Annotated in this window: 22 protein-coding genes; 11 read left to right on the top strand and 11 right to left on the bottom strand. The window is 61.3% G+C overall.

Annotated elements, in window-relative coordinates:
• Positions 1 to 180: 180 nt before the first annotated feature.
• The 3 genes from CKW14_RS21485 to CKW14_RS21475 are packed head-to-tail and all read left to right on the top strand — an operon-like array spanning position 181 to position 3196.
• The gene (locus CKW14_RS21485) at positions 181 to 1524 is read left to right on the top strand and encodes a type VI secretion system Vgr family protein (protein WP_095126106.1); all 1344 of its coding nucleotides are present in this window, start codon (positions 181 to 183) and stop codon (positions 1522 to 1524) included.
• The gene (locus tag CKW14_RS21480) at positions 1521 to 2315 is read left to right on the top strand and encodes a DUF4123 domain-containing protein (RefSeq protein WP_095047362.1); all 795 of its coding nucleotides are present in this window, start codon (positions 1521 to 1523) and stop codon (positions 2313 to 2315) included. Before CKW14_RS21485 ends, CKW14_RS21480 begins: the two co-directional genes overlap by 4 nt.
• A gap of 17 nt (positions 2316 to 2332) precedes the next feature.
• Positions 2333 to 3196 (top strand): alpha/beta hydrolase, encoded by an 864-nt coding sequence (locus CKW14_RS21475; RefSeq protein ID WP_095047363.1) that lies wholly within the window; start codon positions 2333 to 2335, stop codon positions 3194 to 3196.
• On the opposite strand, the gene CKW14_RS21470 is transcribed toward CKW14_RS21475, so the two are convergent.
• Together CKW14_RS21470 and CKW14_RS21465 are read right to left on the bottom strand one after the other, a co-directional pair.
• Positions 3190 to 4539 (bottom strand): MATE family efflux transporter, encoded by a 1350-nt coding sequence (locus CKW14_RS21470; RefSeq protein ID WP_095126105.1) that lies wholly within the window; start codon positions 4537 to 4539, stop codon positions 3190 to 3192. The genes CKW14_RS21475 and CKW14_RS21470 overlap by 7 nt on opposite strands.
• 159 nt (positions 4540 to 4698) lie before the next feature.
• Positions 4699 to 4992 (bottom strand): hypothetical protein, encoded by a 294-nt coding sequence (locus CKW14_RS21465; RefSeq protein ID WP_007914623.1) that lies wholly within the window; start codon positions 4990 to 4992, stop codon positions 4699 to 4701.
• A gap of 246 nt (positions 4993 to 5238) precedes the next feature.
• Here CKW14_RS21465 and CKW14_RS21460 point away from each other — a divergent pair, with 246 nt between their 5' ends.
• The 5 genes from CKW14_RS21460 to CKW14_RS21440 all read left to right on the top strand — a co-directional run bounded on the left by CKW14_RS21460 (position 5239) and on the right by CKW14_RS21440 (position 9724).
• A complete protein-coding gene (locus CKW14_RS21460; RefSeq protein WP_007914625.1) occupies positions 5239 to 5541 on the top strand; it encodes a MazG-like family protein in 303 nt (100 codons plus the stop codon).
• Positions 5541 to 6290 carry a methyltransferase domain-containing protein gene (locus CKW14_RS21455; protein WP_095047365.1) on the top strand — a complete coding sequence of 250 codons (750 nt, stop codon included), beginning with the start codon at positions 5541 to 5543 and terminating at the stop codon, positions 6288 to 6290. The genes CKW14_RS21460 and CKW14_RS21455 overlap by 1 nt, the downstream gene beginning before the upstream one ends.
• Before the next feature lie 12 nt (positions 6291 to 6302).
• Positions 6303 to 6917, top strand: a complete 615-nt coding sequence (locus tag CKW14_RS21450; RefSeq protein ID WP_095047366.1) for a DUF4136 domain-containing protein — start codon at positions 6303 to 6305, stop codon at positions 6915 to 6917.
• Between the two features lie 55 nt (positions 6918 to 6972).
• Positions 6973 to 7530: a DUF4136 domain-containing protein gene (locus CKW14_RS21445; protein ID WP_095047367.1), complete on the top strand. Its 558-nt coding sequence runs from the start codon at positions 6973 to 6975 to the stop codon at positions 7528 to 7530.
• Positions 7531 to 7735: 205 nt separating this feature from the next.
• Positions 7736 to 9724, top strand: a complete 1989-nt coding sequence (locus CKW14_RS21440) for a pilus assembly protein TadG-related protein (protein WP_095126104.1) — start codon at positions 7736 to 7738, stop codon at positions 9722 to 9724.
• Here the strand turns inward: CKW14_RS21440 and CKW14_RS21435 are convergent.
• Complete coding sequence (locus CKW14_RS21435; protein ID WP_095126103.1) at positions 9721 to 12474, bottom strand: PAS domain-containing sensor histidine kinase; 2754 nt, start codon at positions 12472 to 12474, stop codon at positions 9721 to 9723. The two genes, CKW14_RS21440 and CKW14_RS21435, sit on opposite strands and share 4 nt — an antisense overlap.
• A complete protein-coding gene (locus CKW14_RS21430) occupies positions 12471 to 12914 on the bottom strand; it encodes a TadE/TadG family type IV pilus assembly protein (protein WP_095047370.1) in 444 nt (147 codons plus the stop codon). The genes CKW14_RS21435 and CKW14_RS21430 overlap by 4 nt, the downstream gene beginning before the upstream one ends.
• Positions 12915 to 12989: 75 nt before the next feature.
• Here CKW14_RS21430 and CKW14_RS21425 point away from each other — a divergent pair, with 75 nt between their 5' ends.
• The 3 genes from CKW14_RS21425 (at position 12990) to CKW14_RS21415 (ending at position 15634) form a co-directional block, all read left to right on the top strand.
• A complete protein-coding gene (locus tag CKW14_RS21425; protein WP_176471323.1) occupies positions 12990 to 13460 on the top strand; it encodes a prepilin peptidase in 471 nt (156 codons plus the stop codon).
• Between the two features lie 126 nt (positions 13461 to 13586).
• Positions 13587 to 14375 (top strand): response regulator transcription factor, encoded by a 789-nt coding sequence (locus CKW14_RS21420; protein ID WP_095126101.1) that lies wholly within the window; start codon positions 13587 to 13589, stop codon positions 14373 to 14375.
• An 896-nt stretch (positions 14376 to 15271) separates the two neighbouring features.
• Positions 15272 to 15634 (top strand): DUF6124 family protein, encoded by a 363-nt coding sequence (locus tag CKW14_RS21415; RefSeq protein WP_095126100.1) that lies wholly within the window; start codon positions 15272 to 15274, stop codon positions 15632 to 15634.
• A gap of 118 nt (positions 15635 to 15752) precedes the next feature.
• Here CKW14_RS21415 and CKW14_RS21410 read toward each other — a convergent pair whose 3' ends face one another.
• Genes CKW14_RS21410 through CKW14_RS21380 form a run of 7 tightly spaced genes read right to left on the bottom strand, consistent with a single transcriptional unit; the run spans position 15753 to position 22239 of the window.
• On the bottom strand, positions 15753 to 16025 hold the full coding sequence (locus CKW14_RS21410) for a DUF3613 domain-containing protein (RefSeq protein WP_095047374.1): 273 nt from the start codon (positions 16023 to 16025) through the stop codon (positions 15753 to 15755).
• A 10-nt stretch (positions 16026 to 16035) separates the two neighbouring features.
• Positions 16036 to 16758, bottom strand: coding sequence for a tetratricopeptide repeat protein (locus tag CKW14_RS21405; RefSeq protein ID WP_095047375.1), 723 nt, complete (start codon positions 16756 to 16758; stop codon positions 16036 to 16038).
• A 22-nt stretch (positions 16759 to 16780) separates the two neighbouring features.
• Positions 16781 to 17665, bottom strand: coding sequence for a type II secretion system F family protein (locus CKW14_RS21400; RefSeq protein WP_095126099.1), 885 nt, complete (start codon positions 17663 to 17665; stop codon positions 16781 to 16783).
• 1 nt (position 17666) lies between these two features.
• Positions 17667 to 18551, bottom strand: coding sequence for a type II secretion system F family protein (locus CKW14_RS21395; RefSeq protein WP_095047377.1), 885 nt, complete (start codon positions 18549 to 18551; stop codon positions 17667 to 17669).
• An 18-nt stretch (positions 18552 to 18569) separates the two neighbouring features.
• Positions 18570 to 19838 carry a CpaF family protein gene (locus CKW14_RS21390; protein WP_093430272.1) on the bottom strand — a complete coding sequence of 423 codons (1269 nt, stop codon included), beginning with the start codon at positions 19836 to 19838 and terminating at the stop codon, positions 18570 to 18572.
• Positions 19835 to 21025: a Flp pilus assembly protein, ATPase CpaE gene (locus tag CKW14_RS21385; RefSeq protein ID WP_007914643.1), complete on the bottom strand. Its 1191-nt coding sequence runs from the start codon at positions 21023 to 21025 to the stop codon at positions 19835 to 19837. Before CKW14_RS21385 ends, CKW14_RS21390 begins: the two co-directional genes overlap by 4 nt.
• Positions 21022 to 22239: a type II and III secretion system protein family protein gene (locus tag CKW14_RS21380; protein ID WP_093430274.1), complete on the bottom strand. Its 1218-nt coding sequence runs from the start codon at positions 22237 to 22239 to the stop codon at positions 21022 to 21024. Before CKW14_RS21380 ends, CKW14_RS21385 begins: the two co-directional genes overlap by 4 nt.
• Positions 22240 to 22251: the final 12 nt, after the last annotated feature.

Below are 22251 nucleotides of genomic sequence, written 5' to 3'. Positions count from 1 at the left end.
AATTCGGATGACCCGGTGGGATATCTCCCAAAATCTTCGCGAAATCCATGGCATTCCTGGCCAGCAAAGTCATCCGGTCTGCTTTTCGCGTAGGTCATTTCCTAAGTTGTACTTCAGCTCTCTACTCGGCCATGGCTCTCGGCGAGAATCCCCGACCGCCCCTCCTGTAGAGATCCGCCCATGTTCGAACCAGTCAACGAGTCGTCCTTTCGTCTCGATGTAGCGGGCCTGTCCGACCCTTTCGAAGTCCTGGCCTTTACCGGTAGCGAAGCCCTCAGCGAATCCTTTGCGTTCGAGATCGATGTGTTGATCGACGATCCGCACCTGGATCTCGCCGGCCTGCTATACCGTTCGGCGTTCCTCTGTTTCGGGCCGTCGGGGGAGGGCGTGCACGGGCAATTGCAGAGCCTTGTCCAGCATGAACACGCAGAGGGCTCGAGATTGAGCCGGATCCGTCTGGGGCCGAAACTCGGTTGCCTCGCGCTGCGCTTCAGTCAACGCATCTTCAGTGGCCGTTCGGTGCCGCAGATCATCGAACAAGTGCTCAGGGAGCACGGGATTGCCGGCGCCCAGTGCCGCTTCGATCTGTCTGGCGGCTACCCGGCCCGGACGTTCTGCACGCAGTATCGCGAGTCCGATCTGCAACTGCTCCAGCGCTTGTGCGCGCAGGCGCGGATTCACTATTACTTTGAACACGATCGCGACCGGCATTGCCTGGTGTTCGCCGATGATCCGGCGCAGTTACCCGTGGCCGGTGCCGCGCAGTATCCGCGCGGGGACGACGGGCAAGATACGTCTCCCGCGTTGCGGCAATGGCAATTGCAAAGTGCAATTGAGACCAGTTTATCGGGTGTGCAACGGGCTGAAGGCCAGAGTGAACTGCCAGCGTTGCGCAGCGGTCACTGGCTGCGGTTGGCCGGTCATCCCTTCGCTGAATGCAATCGGCCGTGGTTGCTGACACGCATTGAACATCGCGCCGATCCATCCCGTGAACCTCCCTACGTCAACCGCCTGTTCGGCACGGTGCAAGTGCCGTACACATCGGCTACAGCGCCATCGCGCCTACGCATGCACAGCCTGCAACGGGCCTGGGTGGTGGCGGTCGATGAACCGCAGCCTGACCGGATGCGCCCGGTGGCGGTGCAATTCGACTGGCTCTACCAGGGCGAAGGGGCCGCTCCGAGTCATTGTTGGCTACCGCTTGCGCCGTCCCTGGCGCAGGTGTCCATGGCGGCGCTGAGCGAGGGTGTCGAGGTGGTTGTGAGTTTCTTCGAGGGGGATCCGGATCAGCCGATGATCAGCGGTGTGCTGCAGCCGCCATCCGCCGTTGTCGACACCGATGATGACCTGCCGTTGCCTCTGCCCGACAGCCTGGTGAGTGACGGCTTGCAGCAACTGCTGACTTGCGGTGAACCGTTGCTGCTGTTGTGCCTGATCCCCGGCGGCGGCAGTTTCAACCATTGCTCTCAATCGGTGTGCAGTTGCCGACTGGTCACCGCGCTTGAACAGAGCGGCGCAACATGAATGGCGCGGCGCTTGAGCCCATGGCGCAGTGGCTGCTGCTCGATGGCCCGGATGCACCGCAGGCCTTGCTGACCCTGCACCGGGCTTTTGCCGGTGTGCAGTGTTTCAGCCTGTTCGAAGGCACTGAGTTCGAACCGGTCAGCGAGCATGGCCCGGTGTTGATCGAGCTGCGTGACTGCCCGGCATTGGCTGCGTTGTGTCACAGCGACCCAAACACCTGGCGCGGGCTGTTGCTGGGCAGTGAGGTTTCGGCGCAACAACTGCTGAGTCACTTGCAGCGCATGCTCACGGTGTCGTTTGGATTGAATCACCGGGCTTTGCTCAGCTATTACAACCGGCAGACCGCGAGCTATTTTTTCGATGCCTGCGATGCTGCTGAGCTGAGCCGCTGGCTCGGGCCGATCCGTCAACTGCGCTGGTTCGGTGGCACTTGGGCCGACCGGGCGATTGGCAGTCTGGGCTGGCAGCAGTTGCGCAACCCGGGGCTAGCCGTCGAGCCGCTGAGCATCGAAGAAAGCCTGACCCGGCGCCAGCGCGAACGCCTGCAAACCTGCTTGCTGGAGCAGCATATCTGGCGCTGGTGCCAATCGCTGGGAACCGATTACGCGACGATGGCCTCCCATGTGCATCAAGGCCTGACGCTGGGATTCAGCGACCGCACCGTGCTCGATGGCTGGTTATGGCTACGCTTGCTGCATCCGCGAGCCGTGCTGGTGCCACCGCCGGTGGGGCTGACCCAGCAGCAGCGGCTTGACCATGTACGGCGCCAGTGGCGCAGCGATCAGTCCTGAGGCGAGGTTCGGCGCGTATGGCAGGTTTATTCCGGCAAGGGTGGGGGATCGTGTTGCTGCTGGTGCTGGGCGGTTGTTCGCCGGTGCAGGTGCTCAATGCGTTGACTCCGGACAGCACGTACGCCAAAACCGTGGGCATCGCCTATGGCGACGATCCTCGGCAGAAGCTCGACGTGTATGTGCCGCATCAGCCGATGCCCGGCGCGCCGGTGGTGGTGTTTTTCTATGGCGGCAGCTGGAACAGCGGTTCGCGCGTCGACTACCGCTTTGTCGGCGAAGCGCTGGCATCCCGAGGGATTGTTGCCGTGGTGGCGGATTACCGTTTGTATCCACAGGTGCGCTATCCGCTGTTCCTGCAAGACGGCGCGCGTGCGGTGGCATGGACCAAAGCGCATATCCACGAGTTTTCCGGCAACCCGCAGCGCTTGTATCTGATGGGACACAGCTCGGGCGGGTACAACGCGGCAATGCTCGCGCTGGACAGCGAATGGCTCGCGGCGGTGGGCATGTCGCCCAGGGATGTACAAGGCTGGATCGGTCTGGCCGGGCCGTATGATTTTCTGCCGATCAAGAATCCCGAGGTGCGTCCGGTGTTCTTCTGGCCGGATTCACCGCCGCAGTCGCAGCCGATCAACCATGTCAGTCGCGGCGCACCGCCTGCGCTGTTGATTGCGGCAAGCCGGGATGATCTGGTCAACCCGACGCGCAACACCGGTGGCCTTGCGAGCAAGCTGCGCGAGGCCGGTGTGCCGGCGCAGGATTTGTATTACTCGCGGCCCAGCCACATAACCTTGGTAGCGACCCTGTCGCGGCCGTTGCGGCGTCTGGCGCCGGTGCTCGATCAGGTGGTCGGGTTTATCGCCCACACGCCGAGTCAGTGAACGCCGCCACTGAACCAGCCATCGTTGCGCTTGAGCCACCAGGCTTGCGCACCGAGGGTCAGGCTACGCAACACCATGAACAGCAGAAAAGATATCCACAGCCCGTGATTGCCCAGACCTTGCAGCGCCCAGGCGAACGGCAATAACAGCACCACGGTGATCAGCATGCCGTTGCGCATTTCCCGCGCGCGGGTGGCGCCGATGAACAAACCGTCGAGCAGGTAGCTCCAGACTGCAATCAGCGGCAGCACGGCGAGGTAGGGCAGGTAGACGAGCGCGGTGTCGCGCACGCTCTGGATGTCAGTCTGCATCTCGATGAACAAGTGCCCGGCCAGCAGGAACAGCATGGCGAAGCCGAGGCTGGCGATCAGTGACCAGCCGCCTGCCACCACCAGCGAGCGACGCAGGGCCAGACGATCACGGGCGCCGATGGCGTGTCCGCACAAGGCTTCGACGGCATGGGCCAGACCATCCAGCGCATGCGCGGTGAGCAGCAAGCCATTGAGCAGCAGCGCGTTGGCGGCCACCGTCGAATCACCCAGTCGCGCGCCTTGCACGGTGATCAGGAAAAACACCGATTGCAGCGCCAGGCTGCGTATAAAGATATCGCGGTTGACCGCCAGCAACGGGCGCCAGCTCTGCCAGATTCTCAGCGCTGCCCAAGCGATGTGCCCGGGGTACGCGCGCAGCGCCTTGCGGGTCAGTAGCAGGCCGAGCAGGGCGCCGCTCCATTCGGCGATCACCGAGGCGCGCGCCGAACCGACCACGCCCCAGTCCAGGCCGATGACGAACCACAGATTGAGGACGATGTTGATCAGGTTGGTGGTCAGAAGAATCGCCAGCGGCGCCCGGGCGTTCTGTGTGCCGAGGAACCAGCCGACCAGCGCATAACTGGCCAGCGCCGCTGGCAGGCCGAACAGCCGCGTGTGGAAGAAGTCCCGAGTGAGCTGATCCAGCTCCGCCGACGGTTGCATGAAGTGCAACGCAACACCACTCAGCGGCACACCCAAAGTGCCAAGCACTAGCGCCAGTCCCATCGCCAGCAGCAAGCCCTGCAACAGAATCTGCCGCAACGCCGCACCGTCGCTGCGCCCGGCGGCTTGCGCGGCAAACCCGGTGGTGCCCATGCGCAGAAAGCCCATGGCCCAGGCGAGAAAGGTGTACAGGCTGGCACCGACCGCCACCGCGCCTAATTGATGGGCGTGGGGCAAGTGGCCGATGACGGTGCTGTCGACCAGCGCCACCAACGGTACGGAAATATTGGACAGAATCATGGGCGCGGCGAGTGCCCAGACCTTGCGGTGCGTCGGGCGGTCGCGCCAGTCGGCGATCAGAGTGGACATGCGGGCTCCTTGGGGAGCGGCATTGTAGCGATTCCTCTGGCCTGAAACGCGATTCACTGTAGGAGTGAGCCTGCTCGCGATAGCGTCCGTTCAGTCAAAACAGCTTCGAATGACACACCGCTATCGCGAGCAGGCTCACTCCTACAAGGTTTTGTGGCGCTAATGAATAATCCAGCTAAGCAACCACAACCCCAGCAACAACCAGATGATCCCGGCAATGATCGACGCATTCATGAACGCGCGAATCGCCGACCACAACAGCATCAATCCGACAATCAGGGCGATGATGCTGATGATCGAGGTGTCCATGCCCAGGGTTTTGGCCAGCCCGTCGACAAAGTTGCCACCGGCATTGCTCAGAATGTTGAACAAGCCACTGAGGCCATCGACGATAAACCGGATGACCGAACCGAGCGCCTGCCCGAGCCATTCGAAAAAGCTTTCTACCTGCATGTGTGCATCCTGATGAAAGAGCTGAGCCTTGGGCCACAACGCGGGTGGCCGAGTTCCCTGCATGATAGAAGGTTTGCACCCATTCTGTGTGGGAGCGAGCCTGCTCGCGAATACGGTGGATCAGATAACTGATGGGTTTGAATGACACACCGCTTTCGCGAGCAGGCTCGCTCCCACATTAGATCACCTGCGCCGCTTGCCTTTGGTGGGTATCCCCCCGAAGCTATACGCCTTCAGGAGAGCCCGATGAACCTTGTTGAACTGACCGAACGCCTGCACGCCATTCGCGACCGCAATGACTGGCGGCAATTTCACAGCCCGAAAAATCTCGCCATGGCCGCCAGCGTTGAGATGTCTGAACTGGTGGAAATCTTCCAGTGGCTGACTGAAGACCAGTCGCGCCAGTTGCCCGCCGACAAACTCGCCCACGCCGGGCAGGAAGTCGGCGATATCGTGTTGTATCTGTTGCTGCTGTGCAGCGAGTTGGGCCTGGACATGAATGAAGTGGTGCGCGCCAAGCTTGCCGACAGCGAACGGCGGTTCAGCTGATGAGCGACCGGCATTTCGATCAGTTGGCGACGCGGTTCGCCGAAAAAATCTATGGCGGTGCCAAAGGCGCGATTCGCCTCGCGGTGTTGCAGGCCGACCTAATCGAGGCACTGCCGGATCGTCCGTTGCGAGTGCTCGACATTGGCGGCGGCCTCGGCCACATGTCGCTGTGGCTGGCCGAGCGCGGCCATGACGTAACCTTCACCGAGCCCGCCGCACCGATGCTCGACGGCGCGCGCCAGCGCTTCGCCGACGCCGGGCAAACCGCAACATTCATCCAGGCGCCGTGGCAGGAACTGCTCGGGCAACTCACTGAACCTTACGATCTGGTGATTTGCCACGCCGTGCTCGAATGGCTCGCCGAGCCTCACGCGATCCTGCCGGTGCTGCATCAACTCACCAAGCCCGACGGCTGGTTGTCGCTGGCGTTCTACAATCGCGACGCGCTGATCTACCGCAACCTGCTCAAAGGCCATTTCAAGAAAATGCGCAAGAACAGCATGGCCGGGGAAAAGCAGAGCCTGACCCCGCAACAGCCCCTCGATCCGCGGGAATTGGCAACGCAACTCGAAGGCTTGTGGCAGGTCGAAACCCAGAGCGGGATCCGGGTTTTCCACGACTACATGCCGGTGGAATTCCAGGCCCGCGCCGAACTCGCGGATTTGCTCGAGATGGAGCTCGCTCACCGCCGTCACCCAAGCTTCGCCGGGCTTGGGCGCTACTTGCACTGGATCTGCCGGCCGATCTGATCGGAGCGCGACATGAAAGCTCAATCCGGGTTATTGCTGATCTGTCTGGGGTTGGCTGCCTGCCAGGGCAGCAACCCCTACGTGGCGCAGTCGCGGCCCCTGCCGCCGGCGCCAGCGCAAGCCGCCACCACCTTCGACCGTAGCGCTTACCCGGCGCCACCGCGTGACTACGGACGCTATCGCAGTTGGGCCTGGCTCAACGGGCAGTTGCCGCCGGGTACGGCGTGGGCGGACTCGGCGCAAGTGGCCGAAGCGGTGAGCAATGCCCTCGATCAGCGCGGTTTGCGACCGTTGCACGACAACCGCCCGGCCGACCTGTTGGTCAGCGCCGATCTGCGGCTGGAAACGCGTTTGCGGCAGGTCCAGGACGACTACGGTTATTACGGCGGCGGATACGGCGGCTATGATCGCTACGGCCGCGGTTACGGCATGTACAACACGGTGCCGATCGTGCGCACGTATTCGGAGCAGGTCGTGGTAGTGCAGGTCAATCTGTTCGACGCCGGCAGCGGGCAACCGGTCTGGAGTGCCAGTGCCGAAACCGCGAACAAGGGCAGCGAAATCGATCGCACCGATTCGATCCGCGAAGCTGTGGAAAAGGCCATGTCGGCGTATCCTCCGAGTTAGCTTTCTGCCAACGGGGAAGCTGCCGCAGGTTCATGTCTTCAACCGGAGAAAAACCATGTTCCGCCGTCTCGCTCTACTGGCCATGGCCGCGCTGCTCAGCGCCTGCGCCGCCAACCAGGTCAACCACGACTTCGATGCCAGCCGCGACTTTGCCGCCTATCGCAGCTGGAGCTGGAAAGACCCCGCCCTGCAATATCGCCCCGATGATCCACGAATCAAAAGCGACCTGACCGAACAGCGCATCCGCCAGGCTGTGGCCGATCAGCTCGACCAGCGCGGTTTGCGTCCTGCGGCGGCGGGGGCCAAGGGTGATTTGAGTGTGCAGACCTATCTGATTGTCGAAGATCGTCAGCAACAAGTGACGACCAATTACGGCGGTGGTTGGGGTGGCCCGTGGAATGGTTACTGGGGCGCACCGATGTACAACGAAACGCGCAACATCACCTACAAGGTCGCGACCATCCAGATCGACCTGCTCGACGGCAAGGACGGCAAACTGGTGTGGCGCGGCAGCGATGAGCAGATGCTCGCCAGCCGGCCGAATCCGCAGGATCGCAGCAATGCCATCCGCGAGACGGTCGGGCGGATTCTGGCCAACTATCCACCGCGCTGAATCTGTTCAGGAAAAACGGGAGCCCTTGAGCTCCCATTTTTTTGGCCCTGCGACGACCCCCTGTAGGCGCTGCCGAAGGCTGCGATCATTTGATTTTGCTTTTTAGAGGCCAAGATCAAAAGATCGCAGCCTTCGGCAGCTCCTACGGGGGATTGCGCGTCTACACTCAGTTGCACCAATGGAGCTTGCGGCAAAGGAGTGCGCCATGTCGCCTCGTTCGCGATTCACCAGCCCGGCCCGGCAGCGCGGGGCGATTGGCTTGATGGCGGCAGCCACCCTCAGTCTGGTGGTGGTGATGCTGCTGTTGGTGGTCGACACCGGCCGCTTATACATGGAGCAACGCAAATTGCAGCGGGTGGTGGACAACGCCGCCCTCGAGGCCGTCAGTCGTGGCGGCGATTGCCTGCCGGGCCTGAGCGCTGCCAGTTACGCCGGGCAAAGCGCCGTGCGCAACGGCTACGTTGTCGACGCCAGCAACACCCTCGCCACCACGTGCGGCACCCTGGTGACTGCCGCCAGCGGTTTGCGCACGTTCGCCGTGGATGCTACGCAAATGGCTGCGGTCAAAGTCGTCGCCGGTCGCACGGTGGTCACCAGTTTTGCCGGCGGTGTACAGGCCTTGTTCAGCGGCACACCGGTCAGTCTCAATACCACGCTGAACGCCTCGGCGGTTGCCGCCAAACCGCAGCCAACGGTCGCCCAACTGAATATTCGCAGCACGCTGACGAGCATCGATACAGCCCAGTCGAACATCCTCAATCCGCTGTTTTCCGGGCTGCTCGGTGGTAATGTCAATCTCACGGCACTGGGCTGGGACGGCCTGCTGAACACTGATATCAACTTACTGAAATACCTTGATCAGTTGGCGATCAATCTCAACGTCGCGGCCGGCAACTACACGCAGTTGCTCAATACCCAGGCCACGGTGACGCAACTGATTCAGGCCGCCGCGACGGTGGTGCAACTCAATGGTGCGACCGCCCAGGTGATCACTGCGCTGGGCCAATTGCAGGTGGCCGCGATCAACGCGGCGCCGGTCAAACTGGGTGACATCCTGCAATTGCAGACCGGGACCACGGCAGCAGGGCTGGACGCCAATCTGCAACTGCTGCAACTGATTCAGGGCGTGGTGCAACTGGCCAACAGCAAGAGTGCGGTGGCGGCGACGTTGCCGATCAGCGTGCTCGGGCTGGCGAATGTCACGGTGCGGGTGAAAGTGATCGAGCCGCCGCAGTTTTCCGCCATTGGCGATCCGGCGCGGGCCAAGGTCAATCCGACCGGGCCGGACCGGATTTATGTGCGTACGGCGCAGGTGCGCACGATGTTGTCGGTGAGCCTGCCGGTGCTGTCCGGGGTCACGGGGCTGACCAATGCGGTGTTGGGATTGGTCGCGGGACTGACGCCGACGCTCAATGCGGTCCTGAGTCTGAATCTGGTAGCAGTCCTGAGTTCGGTCGCCTGCGCCGGTTGCCAGCAACTCGACCCACTCCTATTGCCATCCCCCGAAATTGACATCAGCCTGGATGCTGGTGGCGCGAAAAGCTATGTCACCGATTACAGCTGCCCAACCGGGACAACAGGCACGAAAAGCCTGACTGCCCACACCATCACATCCATTGCCGACCTCAAACTCGGCAAGATCGACCCTGCCAACGCCTTTTCCTCGGCCGCCGAACCGACTGTCACGCCATTACCGTTGGTTGACCTGGGAATCGTCACGTGCCACAAGATCCTGGGCATCGGAACTTGCGACCCCTCCACCCATATTCAATACGGCGCTGGCGGCATTGCGATCATGCTCGACACCAGCGTCGCGCAAAACACCCAGGATCTGGTGTTCTCCAGCGGCACACCGTTCGCCACCCCGGCCAACCTCAAATTGCTACCGAGCGTGCTGCCCGCCGTACCGACCAACAACATCGTCGGCAGCTTGTCGAACACCCTCGCGGGGATCAACCTAATCGTCTACAAACCCCAGGGCAGCAATCCATTGGGGGCCGTTGTTACCGGCGTTGCCTCGTTGATCAGTGATGTCACCAGCAAACTGCTGCCGGTGGTGACCAACCTGGTCAGCCCGTTGCTCGACCCGCTGCTGAACAACCTGCTCAAAGGCCTGGGCATTAACCTGATGGATGTCGACGTCGGTGCCAACATGACCTGCGGCCAGACCGGCAAGGCCTATCTGGTGATCTAGGCGTCCACGGCAACCGGCAACTCGATGCAGAACCGCGCGCCCTCGACCGAGTTGCGCACGCTCAACTCGCCGCCCATGTTGTCGATGATGCCGTAGCTCACCGACAGCCCCAGCCCGGTGCCGACGCCGATGGGTTTGGTGGTGAAAAACGGCTCGAAAATCCGCTCCAGCAAACGCGGATCGATGCCGCCCCCGTTGTCCTCGACCCACAGGCGCACGCACTGTTCATCGCGTTCGGCATAGATCGAAATCCACGGTTTGAAAGATGAATCCTTCTCGCGTTTGCTCAGCAACGCGTCGCGCGCATTGACCATCAGGTTGATCAACACTTGTTCAAGCTGATCGACGTAGCCACGCACCTGAACCTCGAACGCGGTCTCGCTGATGCGCAAGTCCACGCCTTTGCCGCGCATGCCTTCGGCCAGCAGCGACAGCGTGCCTTCGATGGCCGAGGCCGGGTTGAACAGTTGCTGCTCAATCTCCGAACGTCGGCCGAATACGCGCATGTGATCGACGACTTTCGCTGCCCGCTGCACCTGCGCATCGATGCGGTTGAGTTTGTCGGTCAGGTAATCGACCTGCACATCGCCGTTGCCCAGGCGCTTGAGCACGTTGACGATGGCCATGCGCATCACGTTCAGCGGCTGATTGATTTCATGGGCGAGGCCGGTGGCCATTTCGCCAAGGGTGGCCATTTTCGCGCTTTGTGTGAGTTGCTGTTGCGAGCGGCGCACCTCGGTGTTGTCTCGGCCCACCGCTTGCACTTCGATCAACTGGCCGTGCTCATCGAACACGCCGCGATCGGACCACACCCACCAGGCATGTTCTCTGCCGGGCAGTTGCAGGCTGATTTCCGCGGTGCTCACCGGTTGCTCCACGGTCAGTGCAGCGAGACGCTGGACGAACGCAGTACGTTGTTCCTCGGACATCCAGCTGCCCAGATCGACCCCTGGCAGTTCCTCCGGCGTGCATTCCAGATACTTCGCCAACGGCCGGTTGCCAAAGGTCAGAATCAGATCCGGGCGATAGCGACAGATCATTGCCGGCGAGTCTTCCACCAGAATCCGATAGCGCTCTTCACTCTTTTTCACCTGTTCGGCTGCCAGGGTCGCCTCGGTGACGTCTAGCCACAAACCGACCGCTTCGACCGGCAGGCCGAGGTCATTGCGTAGCAGACGGGCTTCATCGAGCAACCAGTGATACTCGCCGCGACGGTCGCGCAGTCGATAACGGCTGCGCACCGAACCTTCGCGCAGCAACTGGCGGCTGCGGGCGAAATACACATCGCGATCCTCGGGATGGATCATCTCGACCAGAGCGCCGTCGCTGCAGTCCTCAAGGTTCCACCCCAGCAAGGGTTGCAGGCTGGCACTGAAGAACGCCGGGATCAGTGCACCTTCGTGGTAGTGCTGGACGTAAATCACCGCGGGCGAACTGGCGATCAGGTTGTCCAGCCGTGCATGCGCGGCGGCAGCCCGTTGTTGCTGGTTCTGGATGTCGCTGATGTCGAGCATGAAACCGACCAACCGCCGTTGCGTGCCGTTGCCAATCACTTGGCCCTGCACGCGATACCACGTGGGCGCCTGCTCGTTATTACCACCGCGCAGGCGTACCGATAACGTCAGGGCTTCGCCGTGTTGTTGCAAGGCTTGCAGACGGCTGCGCAACTCGTCGCGGTCGGCGGGATGGATTTGCGTCAGCCAGTCTTCCAGCGGTAATCCGCCAGGGTTCACGTCCAAGACCGCCGCCAGCGCGGGTGCCAGTTGAATGTGCTTGTCGCCTGCCAAAATCTCCCACCAGCCTGCACCCAACAGGGTTTGCAACGCTTCGATGCGCTCCAGTTGCAAGTGATGCTGCTGTTCGCGCAGGCGGCCGAGCAACGGCCCGGCCAGCGCGCCGGCCAGCGTTATCCAGTCGCGCTCGCTCAGGTATGGCGCGACGCTGTCCACGGGATAAAAACCGCAGAGCAGCCAGGCCACCACACCGCGCTCATCGCTGTACGGCACCGCGAAACCTTCGGCACTGCCGAACAGGGCCTGCACCCGCGAATGTTCATCGAGGCCATGCTGCGCGCCGACGCGTTGCGGCGCGGCACCGTTAAGGCTGTCCAATGGCGTGCCCAGGCGCTGCCCGTCATGCCACAGATCCGGCGCATCGTGGGCGCGATACTGGCGATGGATTTGCCAGCCCTGTTGCTCATCATCGAGCAAGGCCAGCGCCAGACAGGGGATATGCCAGCGCTGGGCGATCATTTGCAATTGTTCGCTGACGATCACCGGCAAACGCACTTGGCTGCAGGCGCGTAACTGTTCGCTGACCTGCCCGGCGATCAATTGGCAGGCATCACGCTGACGCGATTGTTGGCGTTCAAGCAGCAAGTCAGCGATGTCGATCAACTGCATCAGCCAGCCGTCGCCCAGCGGCTGTACCCAGCCACGCAGGTGCACGGTTTGCTCGGCGAGACCGAAAAAATCGAGATCCAGCAAGAGCCCCAGCCACTCCCTCGGCCGACCTTCGATGGTCAGCGTGCTGTGGGGCAGCAGATAAGTGCTGAGTGGCAAGGGTTGATCTTGAGGTTTGAACTGCGCCAGCAGATGCCGCAGCGGCCCGGCCATTTGCAGCACGTCACCGTCGTCGTTCAGGTACAGGTGCAAGCCTGTTGCGGGTGAACCGAGTGGGTCGGGTAACTCGTGGGCGGCGGGTGGTGTGCGTTTGAGCAAGCGCCCGAAGAGCTTGTCCCCCGACGTCAAAATTGCAGACTCGATTTGGCGGTCAGATAGGTGGGCAGATTGGGCACTGTACCAACCACCGGAAGCACCAGAAACGGCATGACCTGATTCAACTTGCTGACCGGATAATCCACGCGCACCGTCAGCAGGCCTGACGCGCTGTATTGGGTGTTGGTATCAACGCCGATCACTAGGTTGAAGACCGGCGGAATCCAGGACAATTGCTGGGTCAGCGTGGCATTCGCGGTGTTGATCACCACGGTTGAATAGTTGGGCGTGTTGGGATCGACCGCGACACTGCGGCGCACGGCTTCGGACGTGGCCTGATTGAACGATTGCATCATCACCAAGGGCAGGCTGTAACTGACCAGGCCGTAAAACACGGCGAAAAAGATGATGAACACCAAGGCGAACTCAATCGCCACCGCACCTTTTTGCGACTTGCGAAAGCCGGTTTTCATGAGTGCGTCTACCCTGACTGTCACTGCGTAGTCTCAGCATAGAATCATTCCGCAAAAATGGACGGTTTTTACCGGATGTACAGTTTTCTCCTCCTGATCTGGCTGGGCCTGTGCGCGGCGCAAGATGCCCGCCAGCGACGCATTGCCAATGGGCTGACGCTCGGTGCGGCGGCGCTGGCGCTGATCTATCTGTTGTGGACCGGCAACACTTGGTTGGGCGCTGAGGCGGAGCAGGGCGGTTGGGCCTGCCTGATCGCGCTGGCGCTGACCCTGCCGGGTTTTTTCATGGGCCGTATGGGCGCCGGCGATGTGAAATTAATGACAGCCCTCGGTCTTGCGACGGACGGTCTGTTTATTCTTGGCGTATTTATCGGTGCGGGCGTCGCCAGCCTGATCTGGATGCTGCTGGCGCCAAGAGTCTGGCTCCATATGAGTCAAGGGCTTAGAGAACGTCTGCGATATCTGGCCCCAGGCATGTCAAAAAAGCTGCCATTTGCACCGTTCGTGCTGGTCGGTGCAGTGCTCGTTATGCTTTGGATCCACTAGTCGCCAAGCGCCACTAGTTCTATGTACATAGTCGGAAAGTACGTCTACTTTCAAATGAACTGGTTATACAGCCAAAGGCTGACAGTACAGGAATGGTCAGCTTTGGCCTGGGACATGGAGTAGCACGTGAACAAGCTTACGTCTGCGGTAAAAGTCCTCGTGGTCGACGATCAGCCGTTGATCGTGGAGGAGCTGTGCGAGTTTCTTGAAAGCAATGGTTATCGCTGTGTGCCGTGCGAATCCAGTCTGCAGGCGATCGAGCGTTTCAGTGAGGACGCGGAAATCGGTCTGGTGCTGAGTGATCTGCACATGCCGGACATGGATGGCATTCAACTGATTCAGGCGTTGCAGCGTTTGGCGGACAAGCGTCGGGTGTTCGAGGCGATCATGCTCACTGGGCGTGCCGACAAGCAGGATGTGATCAAGGCATTGCGTGCCGGGATTGCCGATTATTATCAGAAGCCGATTGATCTGGATGAGTTGCTCGACGGGGTGCGGCGTCAGGAGGCGGCGCTGCAGGAGCGGCAGAAGAATCTGCAATTGGGGCATTTGAATCAGAAGTTGCAGTATCTGTCTGAGTCGATTGATGACCTTTATCAGGATCTGGACAAGGTGCGGCGTAGTCCTTCGGCGGTGGTTCGTGATGTGTTGGGCGGTGAGCCTGTCGAGGCTGAGGCTCAGGAGATGCCGGAGATTTTCAATCAGTTGTCGCCGCGGCAATTGGATGTGGCGCGGTTGGTGGGCAAGGGGCAGACCAATTATCAGATTGCCTGTGAGTTGGGGATTACCGAGAACACGGTGAAGCTTTATGTTTCGCAGGTGTTGCGGTTGACGCATATGCATAATCGGACGCAGTTGGCTTTGGCTTTGTCGCCTAGTGCTTCTGCTTTGCGGCAGCGGGTTACGGCGCATTGACTTGGCGGCCTTTGGGCCGACCATGCTCTTGGGGTTTTGGGTGAATATCCGTTGCTGCGGGGGTTGCCGCTGACGGTTCCGCTCTTACAGCGGGTCACTTTTGGCAAACGCCCCAAAAGTAACCAAAAGGTCTGCGCCCTGACGTTCGGCCCGCTCGCTGGGGCTCGGGGTTCCTTCGCTCCGGGATCGATCCGGGGGCATCGCTTCCGGTTTGCTTCGCTGCACCTCCTTTCGATGTGTTCGACTTCGTCGAACGGCGCTGCGCGCCTACCCCCGGATCAATCCCTCTACTCAGCCTGCCGACGGGCTCCAAGATCAAAAGCAGGCGAGCTGACACTCGGCCTATTGAGTGGTGAAGAGCGGGTGTTCGGCTTTAGTTTTGTGGTGGATTTGCCCCTCATCGGAACACCGCCCGCCCAGCCCTCTCCCGAGGGTGAGGGAGCTGATCTGGTGATTTTCAGTATCTGAATTCGACTCGGTCTTTCACGTCGACGTAGCTCTCCCAAACACCTCGGTCAGTCCCCTCTCCCTCTGGGAGAGGGTTAGGGTGAGGGTTGGCTTTTGGCTGTTTAAATTTGTGCCAGATAACCGGAACCTTCCCACACGGTTTTCAGGTTGTCCGTCGGACGTGCGCTCTCTAGTCTCTGGCTGTCGCTGAACACTCAGCGATCGGGTGTGAGAACCCGGCAATTTATGGTCATCCAGTTTCTGTGCACGCATAATCGCCGCCAGCTTGTCTGCTGTCTGCTGTCTGCAATGTGTCATGGCGGCTGTGTGCGGGCAGACTTCGGTCTGGCCGGGTGTCCATAACCGGTATTCTCACCCCGCATACAGCTGCCACCTTTTGCCCCGTGAGAATGGCAGTGGGTGGCGGCAAAGACTTTGGAGTTGTTTCAATGGACAAACTGATCCCCGACCCACCCACCGAACCCACGACCCCACTCGAAGAAGCTATCCGCGCCGACGACCTCGTCAAGAACCGCGAGGCCATCAAACGCGCCCTCGATTTCTACCTCTGCCCCGAACCCGCGAAACCCCACCAACCCACCACGATGTTCCTCATCCATCCGAAAATCGATACCGAAAGCCTGCTCGCCCATGCCTGCGAATCCCTGGCTTCGGCCAATACGCTGGCGGGTAACTTTGCCGATCAGTTGGGTCGGCCGGAGCGCAATACCGCGCTGGCGATTCAGCAGATCATCATGCTGGCCGAGCTGGCGGTAAACCGGGCACTGGATCGGGTGGATCCGCAGACCTGATCCGGCAGGCACACTGCGTCATCGTTCATCGCCAGCAGGCTGGCTCCCACATTTGGAAATGCAATCCACCTGTGGAAGCGAGCCTGCTCGCGAAAGCGCTCGCAAGGTCACCGCCTCACTAATTCTTGCTCTCGATCTTCCCACCCGCATCCGGATCATAAAAATCCGGAATCTCGTATTTGTACTTCTTCAACCAGCGCTGCATCGCCAGATCACGTTCGGTCGCGGTCGCCGTTTGGGGTTTTGGCGAGGCGGCTTTGTTACGGCTTTGCAGGACCAGCCAGCCTTCGGTTTCCTGTTGTTGTGCCGAGGCGGGGCCGGCGTCGATGGCGGTGGCGCTGAGGGGCAGGCTGAGCAGGGTCAGGTAGCACAGGCCTTTGAAGGGATGCATGGCTGTCTCCTTATTTGAGCGATGGCGGCAACGGGTCAGCGACGGCGGCCACTTGATTGCTGGTGGCGGGTTTGGCCTTGACCGGGGCTTTGAGTTTTTCTGCGCGTTGCTGGGCTTCGGTGAATTGTTGCGGGGTCAGTTTCGCGCGGCTGACGATTTCGGCGGCTTGTGGCCAGTCGTTCTGGTACAGCAGCAGGGTGACCATGTTCAGTGTCGCCAATTGATTGTTCTGCTTGAGTTCGATGGCGGTGAGGAACTCGAAGCGCGCATCGTTGAGGCGCAGTTGATTGAGATAGACCACGCCCAGGTCGTTGCGGATTTTTTCGTCGGTGGGGGCCAGGCGGGCGGCGCGTTGCAGGTGGGCCTGGGCCTGGCCGTTGTCGCCGCGAGCAGCGTAGAGCTGACCGAGGCCGTGTTCGGCTTCGGCGGTCAGGCAGCCGCCGAGCAGGCCGCGGTACAGCGGCTCGGCTTCGCTACGGCCGAGCAGACGATAGACCTTGGCTTTGCGCAGGCGCACTTCGCTGATGTTGTCCGGCAGGCTTTGCAGGTTGGCCAGGCTGGCGTGCAACTTGCCGTCGTTGGCCAGGTTGTCGGCGAGGTTCAGGGCCAGTTCCTGCTCCTGAGTCATTTTGCTGCAACTGCTCGGTGACAGCAGTGCTGTCCAGGGTGCCTGGCCGTCGGTGGCGCAACCGCCGAGCAGCAACAGACTTGCCATGACTATCAGTACTTTCATCAAACGCTCTCCATGAGCAAGGTCAGTTTGCGAACGCCCGGGCAATCGCAGTGAAGCCGGGGCCGGCGAGGACGATCAGCAGTGCCGGAAACAGAAACAGCATCATCACTACAGACATCTTCGCCGACATTTTCGAGATGTATTCCTGCAGGCGGGTCAGGCGTCGGTCATCGAGCAGTTGCTTGAGCGCCAGCAGCGATTTCATCGCGCCGCCGCCCTGTTGAATCAGTTGCTGCAGGATCACGCAGGTGTCGCTGAATTCGTCCACGGCGAGCATCACCGCGGCTTTGTTCAACTCCTGGCCAAGTTCCAGGCCGCTGTCGACACGGGCCAGAATCAGGCGCAGTTCGCTGGTCAGTTCCGGCAGCAGTTTTTGCGCTTCAATGCTGAGTACCCGCAGGGCTTGTTCGACGGCCATGCCGGATTCGAAAAGGATGCGCAGCAGCGGAATGAACGTCGACACCTCCACGGCGATGGTTTGCTGCCGGCGTGCCGCCGCGTAGGCCAGCAAGCGTTTAGGCAGCAGATAACCGCCGCCGGTAGCGAGCATCGGCACGATCCAGCGGTTGTCAGCCTGGGGGAAAAACACCTCTTGCAGAAAAATTGCCAAACCCAACGTTAGCAGCGGCGTGCCGATCTGGCAGGCCGCAAAAAGCGCGCGTTCATTGGCCCGGCGCCAGCCGATGCGGTTGAGCAGGGTCTGGGTTTCGCTGTCGATGCTCACCGAACGCTGGCCGAATTTGCTGCTGCCCAGTGCGCGCAACCAGTTGCCGAAGCGATTCTCGCGCACCAGTTGTCCTTGCAGGCGCTGATTGATCTGACGCACCCGGCGCCGCTCCATCAGCAGGTGATTGATCACCAGCATCAAGGCGCCGAGCAGCAACATCAGTGCCGCGAGCCAGACCATGTCAGACGCTCCTCAACATGCGCCACAGCGCCAGGCTGCCGAACACTTGCAACACGGCAGCGCTGATCAGCATTTGCTGCCCGCTCGCGTCGTTCCACATCCCGAGCATGTAGCCGGGATTGGTCAGCATGAAGTAACTCACCAGCAGCAACGGCAACGAGCCGAGCACCCACGCGGTCATGCGCGTTTCGCCGGTGAGGGCGCGCAGTTGCCGCGCACCCTGGTCGCGTTCGCGGATCAGTTTGATCAGGTTCTCCAGCAGTTCACTGGCATTGCCGCCGTAGCGATGATTGACCTTCAGGCCGAGGGCGAACATGCGCAGTTCATCCTGTTCATACAGTTCGGCAAAGTCGCTGACGGCATCCGGCAAATTCACGCCCAATTGCACGTTGCGCTGGACCCGACCCATGGCTGTTTTCAACGGATCTTCGCTGGCCTCAATGCCGCCCATGACCGCGTCACTCAGGGTGCGCCCGGACTTCAGGCTACGCACGGTGTGATCAAGCAACTGCGGCAGTTGCTCGATCATGCGTTTGATCCGGCGCTGGTAGAGCACGGCGATGTACAGCCGCAGCGCGAGCGGCGGTACGAAGATCATTAGCAGCAGGCCGACCCAGTCGGCGAGAAAATAACCCAGGGCCATCGCCAGCGCCCACAGACTCAGCCACAGGCCGAAACGCTCGGTCGGGCGGCCCAGTCCGGCACGCAGAAACATCCGTTCCAGTCCGACCCACACAGGTTTTTCGGCAGCCAGTTGCGGTTGCCCGGCGGCCAGTCGATTGAGGACTTTTTCCGTTGCAGTCTTGCGCAGACCTTGCAGGAACAGGCGGATCGACAGCCCCAGCAGCGTCAGGCAGATAACGATGAGAATGATCGGTCCCAGCATGCTCGATGCTCCTTGCCGTCAGCCCAGATGTGTCTCGTGGCGCAGCTTGTCGCCGGCCGGATTGACGGCTTCGCGCAAGAAACCGAAACCGCTGCGGCGGTCGAGGCGGAACAGCGTGTTGGTGACGTAGACGTCTTCGCGAATGCCGACCACTTCCACGACCTCGCTGACGCAACGGCGCCCGTCAGGCATGCGCGTCAACTGGATGATCACGTCGAGGGCCGCGCAGATCATCTGGCGCAGGGTGCGTTCGGCGATGGAACGGCCCGTCAGACCGACCAGCGTTTCCAGGCGCAGCAGCGCATCCTGGGCGTTGTTGGCGTGCACGGTGCTCATCGAGCCGTCGTGACCGGTGTTCATCGCCGTGAGTACATCGACCACTTCGACGCCACGAATCTCGCCGAGGATGATCCGGTCGGGGCGCATCCGCAGGGCATTGCGGATCAGGTCGCTGGCCTTCACTTCACCGTGGCCTTCGGCATTCGGCGGACGGGTTTCCAGGCGCACCACGTGGGGGTGGCCGAGCTGCAATTCGGCGACGTCTTCGATGGTCACCAGACGTTCGTGCGGGTTGATCAACTGGCTGAGAATGTTCAGCAGCGTGGTCTTGCCGGTGCCGGTGCCGCCGCTGATCAGGATGTTGCAGCGCTTGCCGACGGCATCCTGGAAAAACTCGAAGATCGACAGGTCGACGGTTTGCATGGCGATCAGGTCGCTGCTTTTAAGCATGTCCTTGCGGAATTTGCGAATCGACAGGCAGGGGCCGTCGAGGGCAATCGGCGGAATGATCGCATTGACCCGACTGCCATCGGGCAGGCGTGCGTCGACCATCGGTGAGGACTCGTCGAGGCGTCGTCCGAGTGGTGCAAGGATGCGTTGCATCACGCGTTCGACGTGATGGGCATCGATAAACCGCAGGTCACTCTGGTGCAGCACACCGTCGCGTTCGATGAATACCCGATGCGGGCCGTTGACCAGAATCTCCGTCACCGAGTGATCGCGCAGCAACACCTCCAGCGGACCGAAACCGGTGAGTTCGTCGACGATCTCTTCGGCTAGCCGCTCCATCTCGTAGCGGGAAATCGCCAGGTGCAAACGGGCGATGTACTCGGCGACTTTGTCGGTGACGAACTGTGCGAGTTGTTGGCGTGAACCTTCCAGCAAGTTTTTGCCCGACTCTTCGAGGGCGTCGATGATGTAGCGATGCAGGACCAGTTTCAGGCCTTCGTGATCGCTGTTGCCGCCGCTGCTGCGGGGCGCAGCGCCGAAGAGTTTTTCTGCGCTCATGAGGTGCCTCGCAAGCGGTCGAACCAGGTGACTTTGGGCTTGGCCAGACCCTCGGAACGTTTGGCCAGACGTTCACCGAGCGCACGCAGGCTCTGGGTGAGTTTTTCGCGCGGGGCCAGTTCGAACAGGCTGACGCCCTGGTTTTTTGCGTTCAGGCGCACTTCTGGAGTGAGGGCCAGCGTGGCGATCACTTCCAGATTGAAGGTCTTGCCGAGGGTTTCCGAATTGGGCGCAACGTTGCTCAAGTAACGGTCGATCAGCAGCCGCCCGTGGTCGAGCTTCATGCCTTTTTCTCGCCACAGATTGAGCACGGCGAGGTTGCGCCGGCAGTTGAGCACGTTCTGGTCGGTGTACCAGAGCAACTTGTCGCAATGGCTGACAAAGGTGCGCAACGCCTCGCTGTCGGTCTGCCCGGTGAGGTTCACGACGATGTGCTGGAAGTGCTGGCGCAGGGCGCTGAGCAACATGTACAGCTCGGCGGCGCTGGTGTTTTCCAACGGCTCATCGTTGCTGGCGTAGGCGAGAATGCGCAGGCCGGCTTCGGCGCTGGTGAAGGCGCTGTCGATCAGTGTGGCGTCGAGCCGGCGCAAGTGACGCAGGGCATCGCCAAAGTGAAACGAACTTTCCAGCCCGAGCAGGGCGAGGCTGTCACCGCGCGGCAGACCGAGATCGAGCAGCAAGGTTTGCTGACCGCTCTTTTGCACCACCAGGGCCATATGGTTGGCCAACAGTGCTCCATCGGAACTGCTCTGCACGCCATACATGACCGTAAGGCCGCCGAGTTGCGTATTCGGCGCTACGGGCGGCAGGCGTTTGCTCAAGCGCCGCACCAGCCCGGCGACTTCACTGGAGCGCGAACCGTAGGCGACAAAATCCCGGGCCCCGGCACGCATGGCATTGAGCACCAGCTGATTGTCCATGCCGTCGCCGAGGGCCACGATCGCCAGCATCGGTTTGGCCTCCAGCGCGCCTTCGATCAACGCGCTCTGGGCGACCACGTGTTCGCGATCCAGGCCGACGAACACCAGGCTGGCAAAGGTGACATCCACCAGCGCCAGCAACTCATCCAGGCTGCCGCCACCGGCGCTGACCACTTGGCCGAGCGGCGCGAGCGCGCCCTGCAGCCACTCCAGATCGGTGCTGTTGCGGGTGATGGCGAGAAAGGTCTGGCTCAGGTTCTGGCTCATTGGGATAACCCGCTGCGCTTGTCGAAATTGCCGTTTTCCAAGAAGAACATGCGGTAGAAGTTCGGGTCGTAATTGCGCAGTTTTTCCCCGGGCAACGACGGCAACTGGGCATCGGCGGCCAATGGCTGCACCAGGTGCGGGGTGACGATCATCAGCAGTTCGCGCTCTTCGCGCTTGATCTGCGAGCCTTTGAAAAAAGCGCCGAGCACCGGGATGTCACCGAGGCCGGGAAACTTGTTCACCTGCGAGCTGTTGGTGGTGCTGATCAAGCCACTGATGACGAAACTCTCGCCATCGCCCAGCGACACGCTGGTGTCGGTGCGGCGGATAGTCAGCGCCGGCACAGTGGTGCCGGCGATCTGTACGGCGTTACTGAAGTCCAGTTCGCTGACTTCCGGGGCGACCTTCAACGCGATGCGGTCGCGACCGATGATGGTCGGCGTGAGGGTCAGGCGGATGCCGAATTCCTTGTATTCGATCGACACGCTGTCGCTGCCGGAGCTGGGCACCGGAATCGGAATTTCACCGCCGGCCAGAAAGCTTGCGCTCTGCCCGTTCAACGCCACCAGACTTGGCCGCGCGAGGGTGTAGGCGAAGCCGCTGGTTTCCAGGGCATTGATGATTGCCATGGTCTTGCCGCCGATCCACGAGAAGTTGAACAGCGAGTTGTCCACCGGCAGGCGGGGCTGCGGCACCCCGTCAATCGGCGGCAGGGTGCCGGGCGAACCGAAGAGGAAATTGCCGCGCGTACCGATCAGTGAGGCGGTGGCTTGCTTGAGTTTGGTGCGGCTGACTTCGACGAAACGAATGTCGGTCTGCACTTGCGACGGCAGGTTCGGATCATCCGACGGCAGACTGCTGTTCAGCGCGGCGGTGGCGGCGCCCTGAACGAACACCATGCTCTGGCGCGGCTCGCTCGAACACGACGTCCAGACCATCAGGCTGGTGGCGCCGGGTGCAACACCGGTGAGCAGAAAGGACGAGCTGCCGTTGGCGTGGACGTCGGCGATTTTCGGGTCGCCGATGGCCAGACGCGTGATCGCCACGGGGGACTGCACGTCCTGCTGAAACCCTTCGCCGATTTCGATCACTGGCGGCATGCGCCCCAGTGCCGAACAATTGCCGACTGCCGCGAACGCAGCGTCCATCGACAGGCCCATCAGTAACAGGGCGCGCAGCATGGGTTTGAATGTCGGCCTGAAACGACTCTGCATGCCCTTGGATCC

This window comes from Pseudomonas sp. Irchel s3a12, from assembly GCF_900187485.1.
GTDB classification, from domain to species: Bacteria; Pseudomonadota; Gammaproteobacteria; order Pseudomonadales; family Pseudomonadaceae; genus Aquipseudomonas; species Aquipseudomonas neuropathica.
This window is presented reverse-complemented; position numbering and strand designations above follow the sequence as displayed.

Excerpts from the sequence above, each read along its gene's own strand:
- CKW14_RS21485 (WP_095126106.1), top strand. The coding sequence starts at position 181 with ATGTTCGAACCAGTCAACGAGTCGTCCTTTCGTCTCGATGTAGCGGGC.
- CKW14_RS21480 (WP_095047362.1), top strand. The coding sequence starts at position 1,521 with ATGAATGGCGCGGCGCTTGAGCCCATGGCGCAGTGGCTGCTGCTCGAT.
- CKW14_RS21475 (WP_095047363.1), top strand. The coding sequence starts at position 2,333 with ATGGCAGGTTTATTCCGGCAAGGGTGGGGGATCGTGTTGCTGCTGGTG.
- CKW14_RS21470 (WP_095126105.1), bottom strand. The coding sequence starts at position 4,539 with ATGTCCACTCTGATCGCCGACTGGCGCGACCGCCCGACGCACCGCAAG.
- CKW14_RS21465 (WP_007914623.1), bottom strand. The coding sequence starts at position 4,992 with ATGCAGGTAGAAAGCTTTTTCGAATGGCTCGGGCAGGCGCTCGGTTCG.
- CKW14_RS21460 (WP_007914625.1), top strand. The coding sequence starts at position 5,239 with ATGAACCTTGTTGAACTGACCGAACGCCTGCACGCCATTCGCGACCGC.
- CKW14_RS21455 (WP_095047365.1), top strand. The coding sequence starts at position 5,541 with ATGAGCGACCGGCATTTCGATCAGTTGGCGACGCGGTTCGCCGAAAAA.
- CKW14_RS21450 (WP_095047366.1), top strand. The coding sequence starts at position 6,303 with ATGAAAGCTCAATCCGGGTTATTGCTGATCTGTCTGGGGTTGGCTGCC.
- CKW14_RS21445 (WP_095047367.1), top strand. The coding sequence starts at position 6,973 with ATGTTCCGCCGTCTCGCTCTACTGGCCATGGCCGCGCTGCTCAGCGCC.
- CKW14_RS21440 (WP_095126104.1), top strand. The coding sequence starts at position 7,736 with ATGTCGCCTCGTTCGCGATTCACCAGCCCGGCCCGGCAGCGCGGGGCG.
- CKW14_RS21430 (WP_095047370.1), bottom strand. The coding sequence starts at position 12,914 with ATGAAAACCGGCTTTCGCAAGTCGCAAAAAGGTGCGGTGGCGATTGAG.
- CKW14_RS21425 (WP_176471323.1), top strand. The coding sequence starts at position 12,990 with ATGTACAGTTTTCTCCTCCTGATCTGGCTGGGCCTGTGCGCGGCGCAA.
- CKW14_RS21415 (WP_095126100.1), top strand. The coding sequence starts at position 15,272 with ATGGACAAACTGATCCCCGACCCACCCACCGAACCCACGACCCCACTC.
- CKW14_RS21410 (WP_095047374.1), bottom strand. The coding sequence starts at position 16,025 with ATGCATCCCTTCAAAGGCCTGTGCTACCTGACCCTGCTCAGCCTGCCC.
- CKW14_RS21405 (WP_095047375.1), bottom strand. The coding sequence starts at position 16,758 with ATGAAAGTACTGATAGTCATGGCAAGTCTGTTGCTGCTCGGCGGTTGC.
- CKW14_RS21400 (WP_095126099.1), bottom strand. The coding sequence starts at position 17,665 with ATGGTCTGGCTCGCGGCACTGATGTTGCTGCTCGGCGCCTTGATGCTG.
- CKW14_RS21395 (WP_095047377.1), bottom strand. The coding sequence starts at position 18,551 with ATGCTGGGACCGATCATTCTCATCGTTATCTGCCTGACGCTGCTGGGG.
- CKW14_RS21390 (WP_093430272.1), bottom strand. The coding sequence starts at position 19,838 with ATGAGCGCAGAAAAACTCTTCGGCGCTGCGCCCCGCAGCAGCGGCGGC.
- CKW14_RS21385 (WP_007914643.1), bottom strand. The coding sequence starts at position 21,025 with ATGAGCCAGAACCTGAGCCAGACCTTTCTCGCCATCACCCGCAACAGC.
- CKW14_RS21380 (WP_093430274.1), bottom strand. The coding sequence starts at position 22,239 with ATGCAGAGTCGTTTCAGGCCGACATTCAAACCCATGCTGCGCGCCCTG.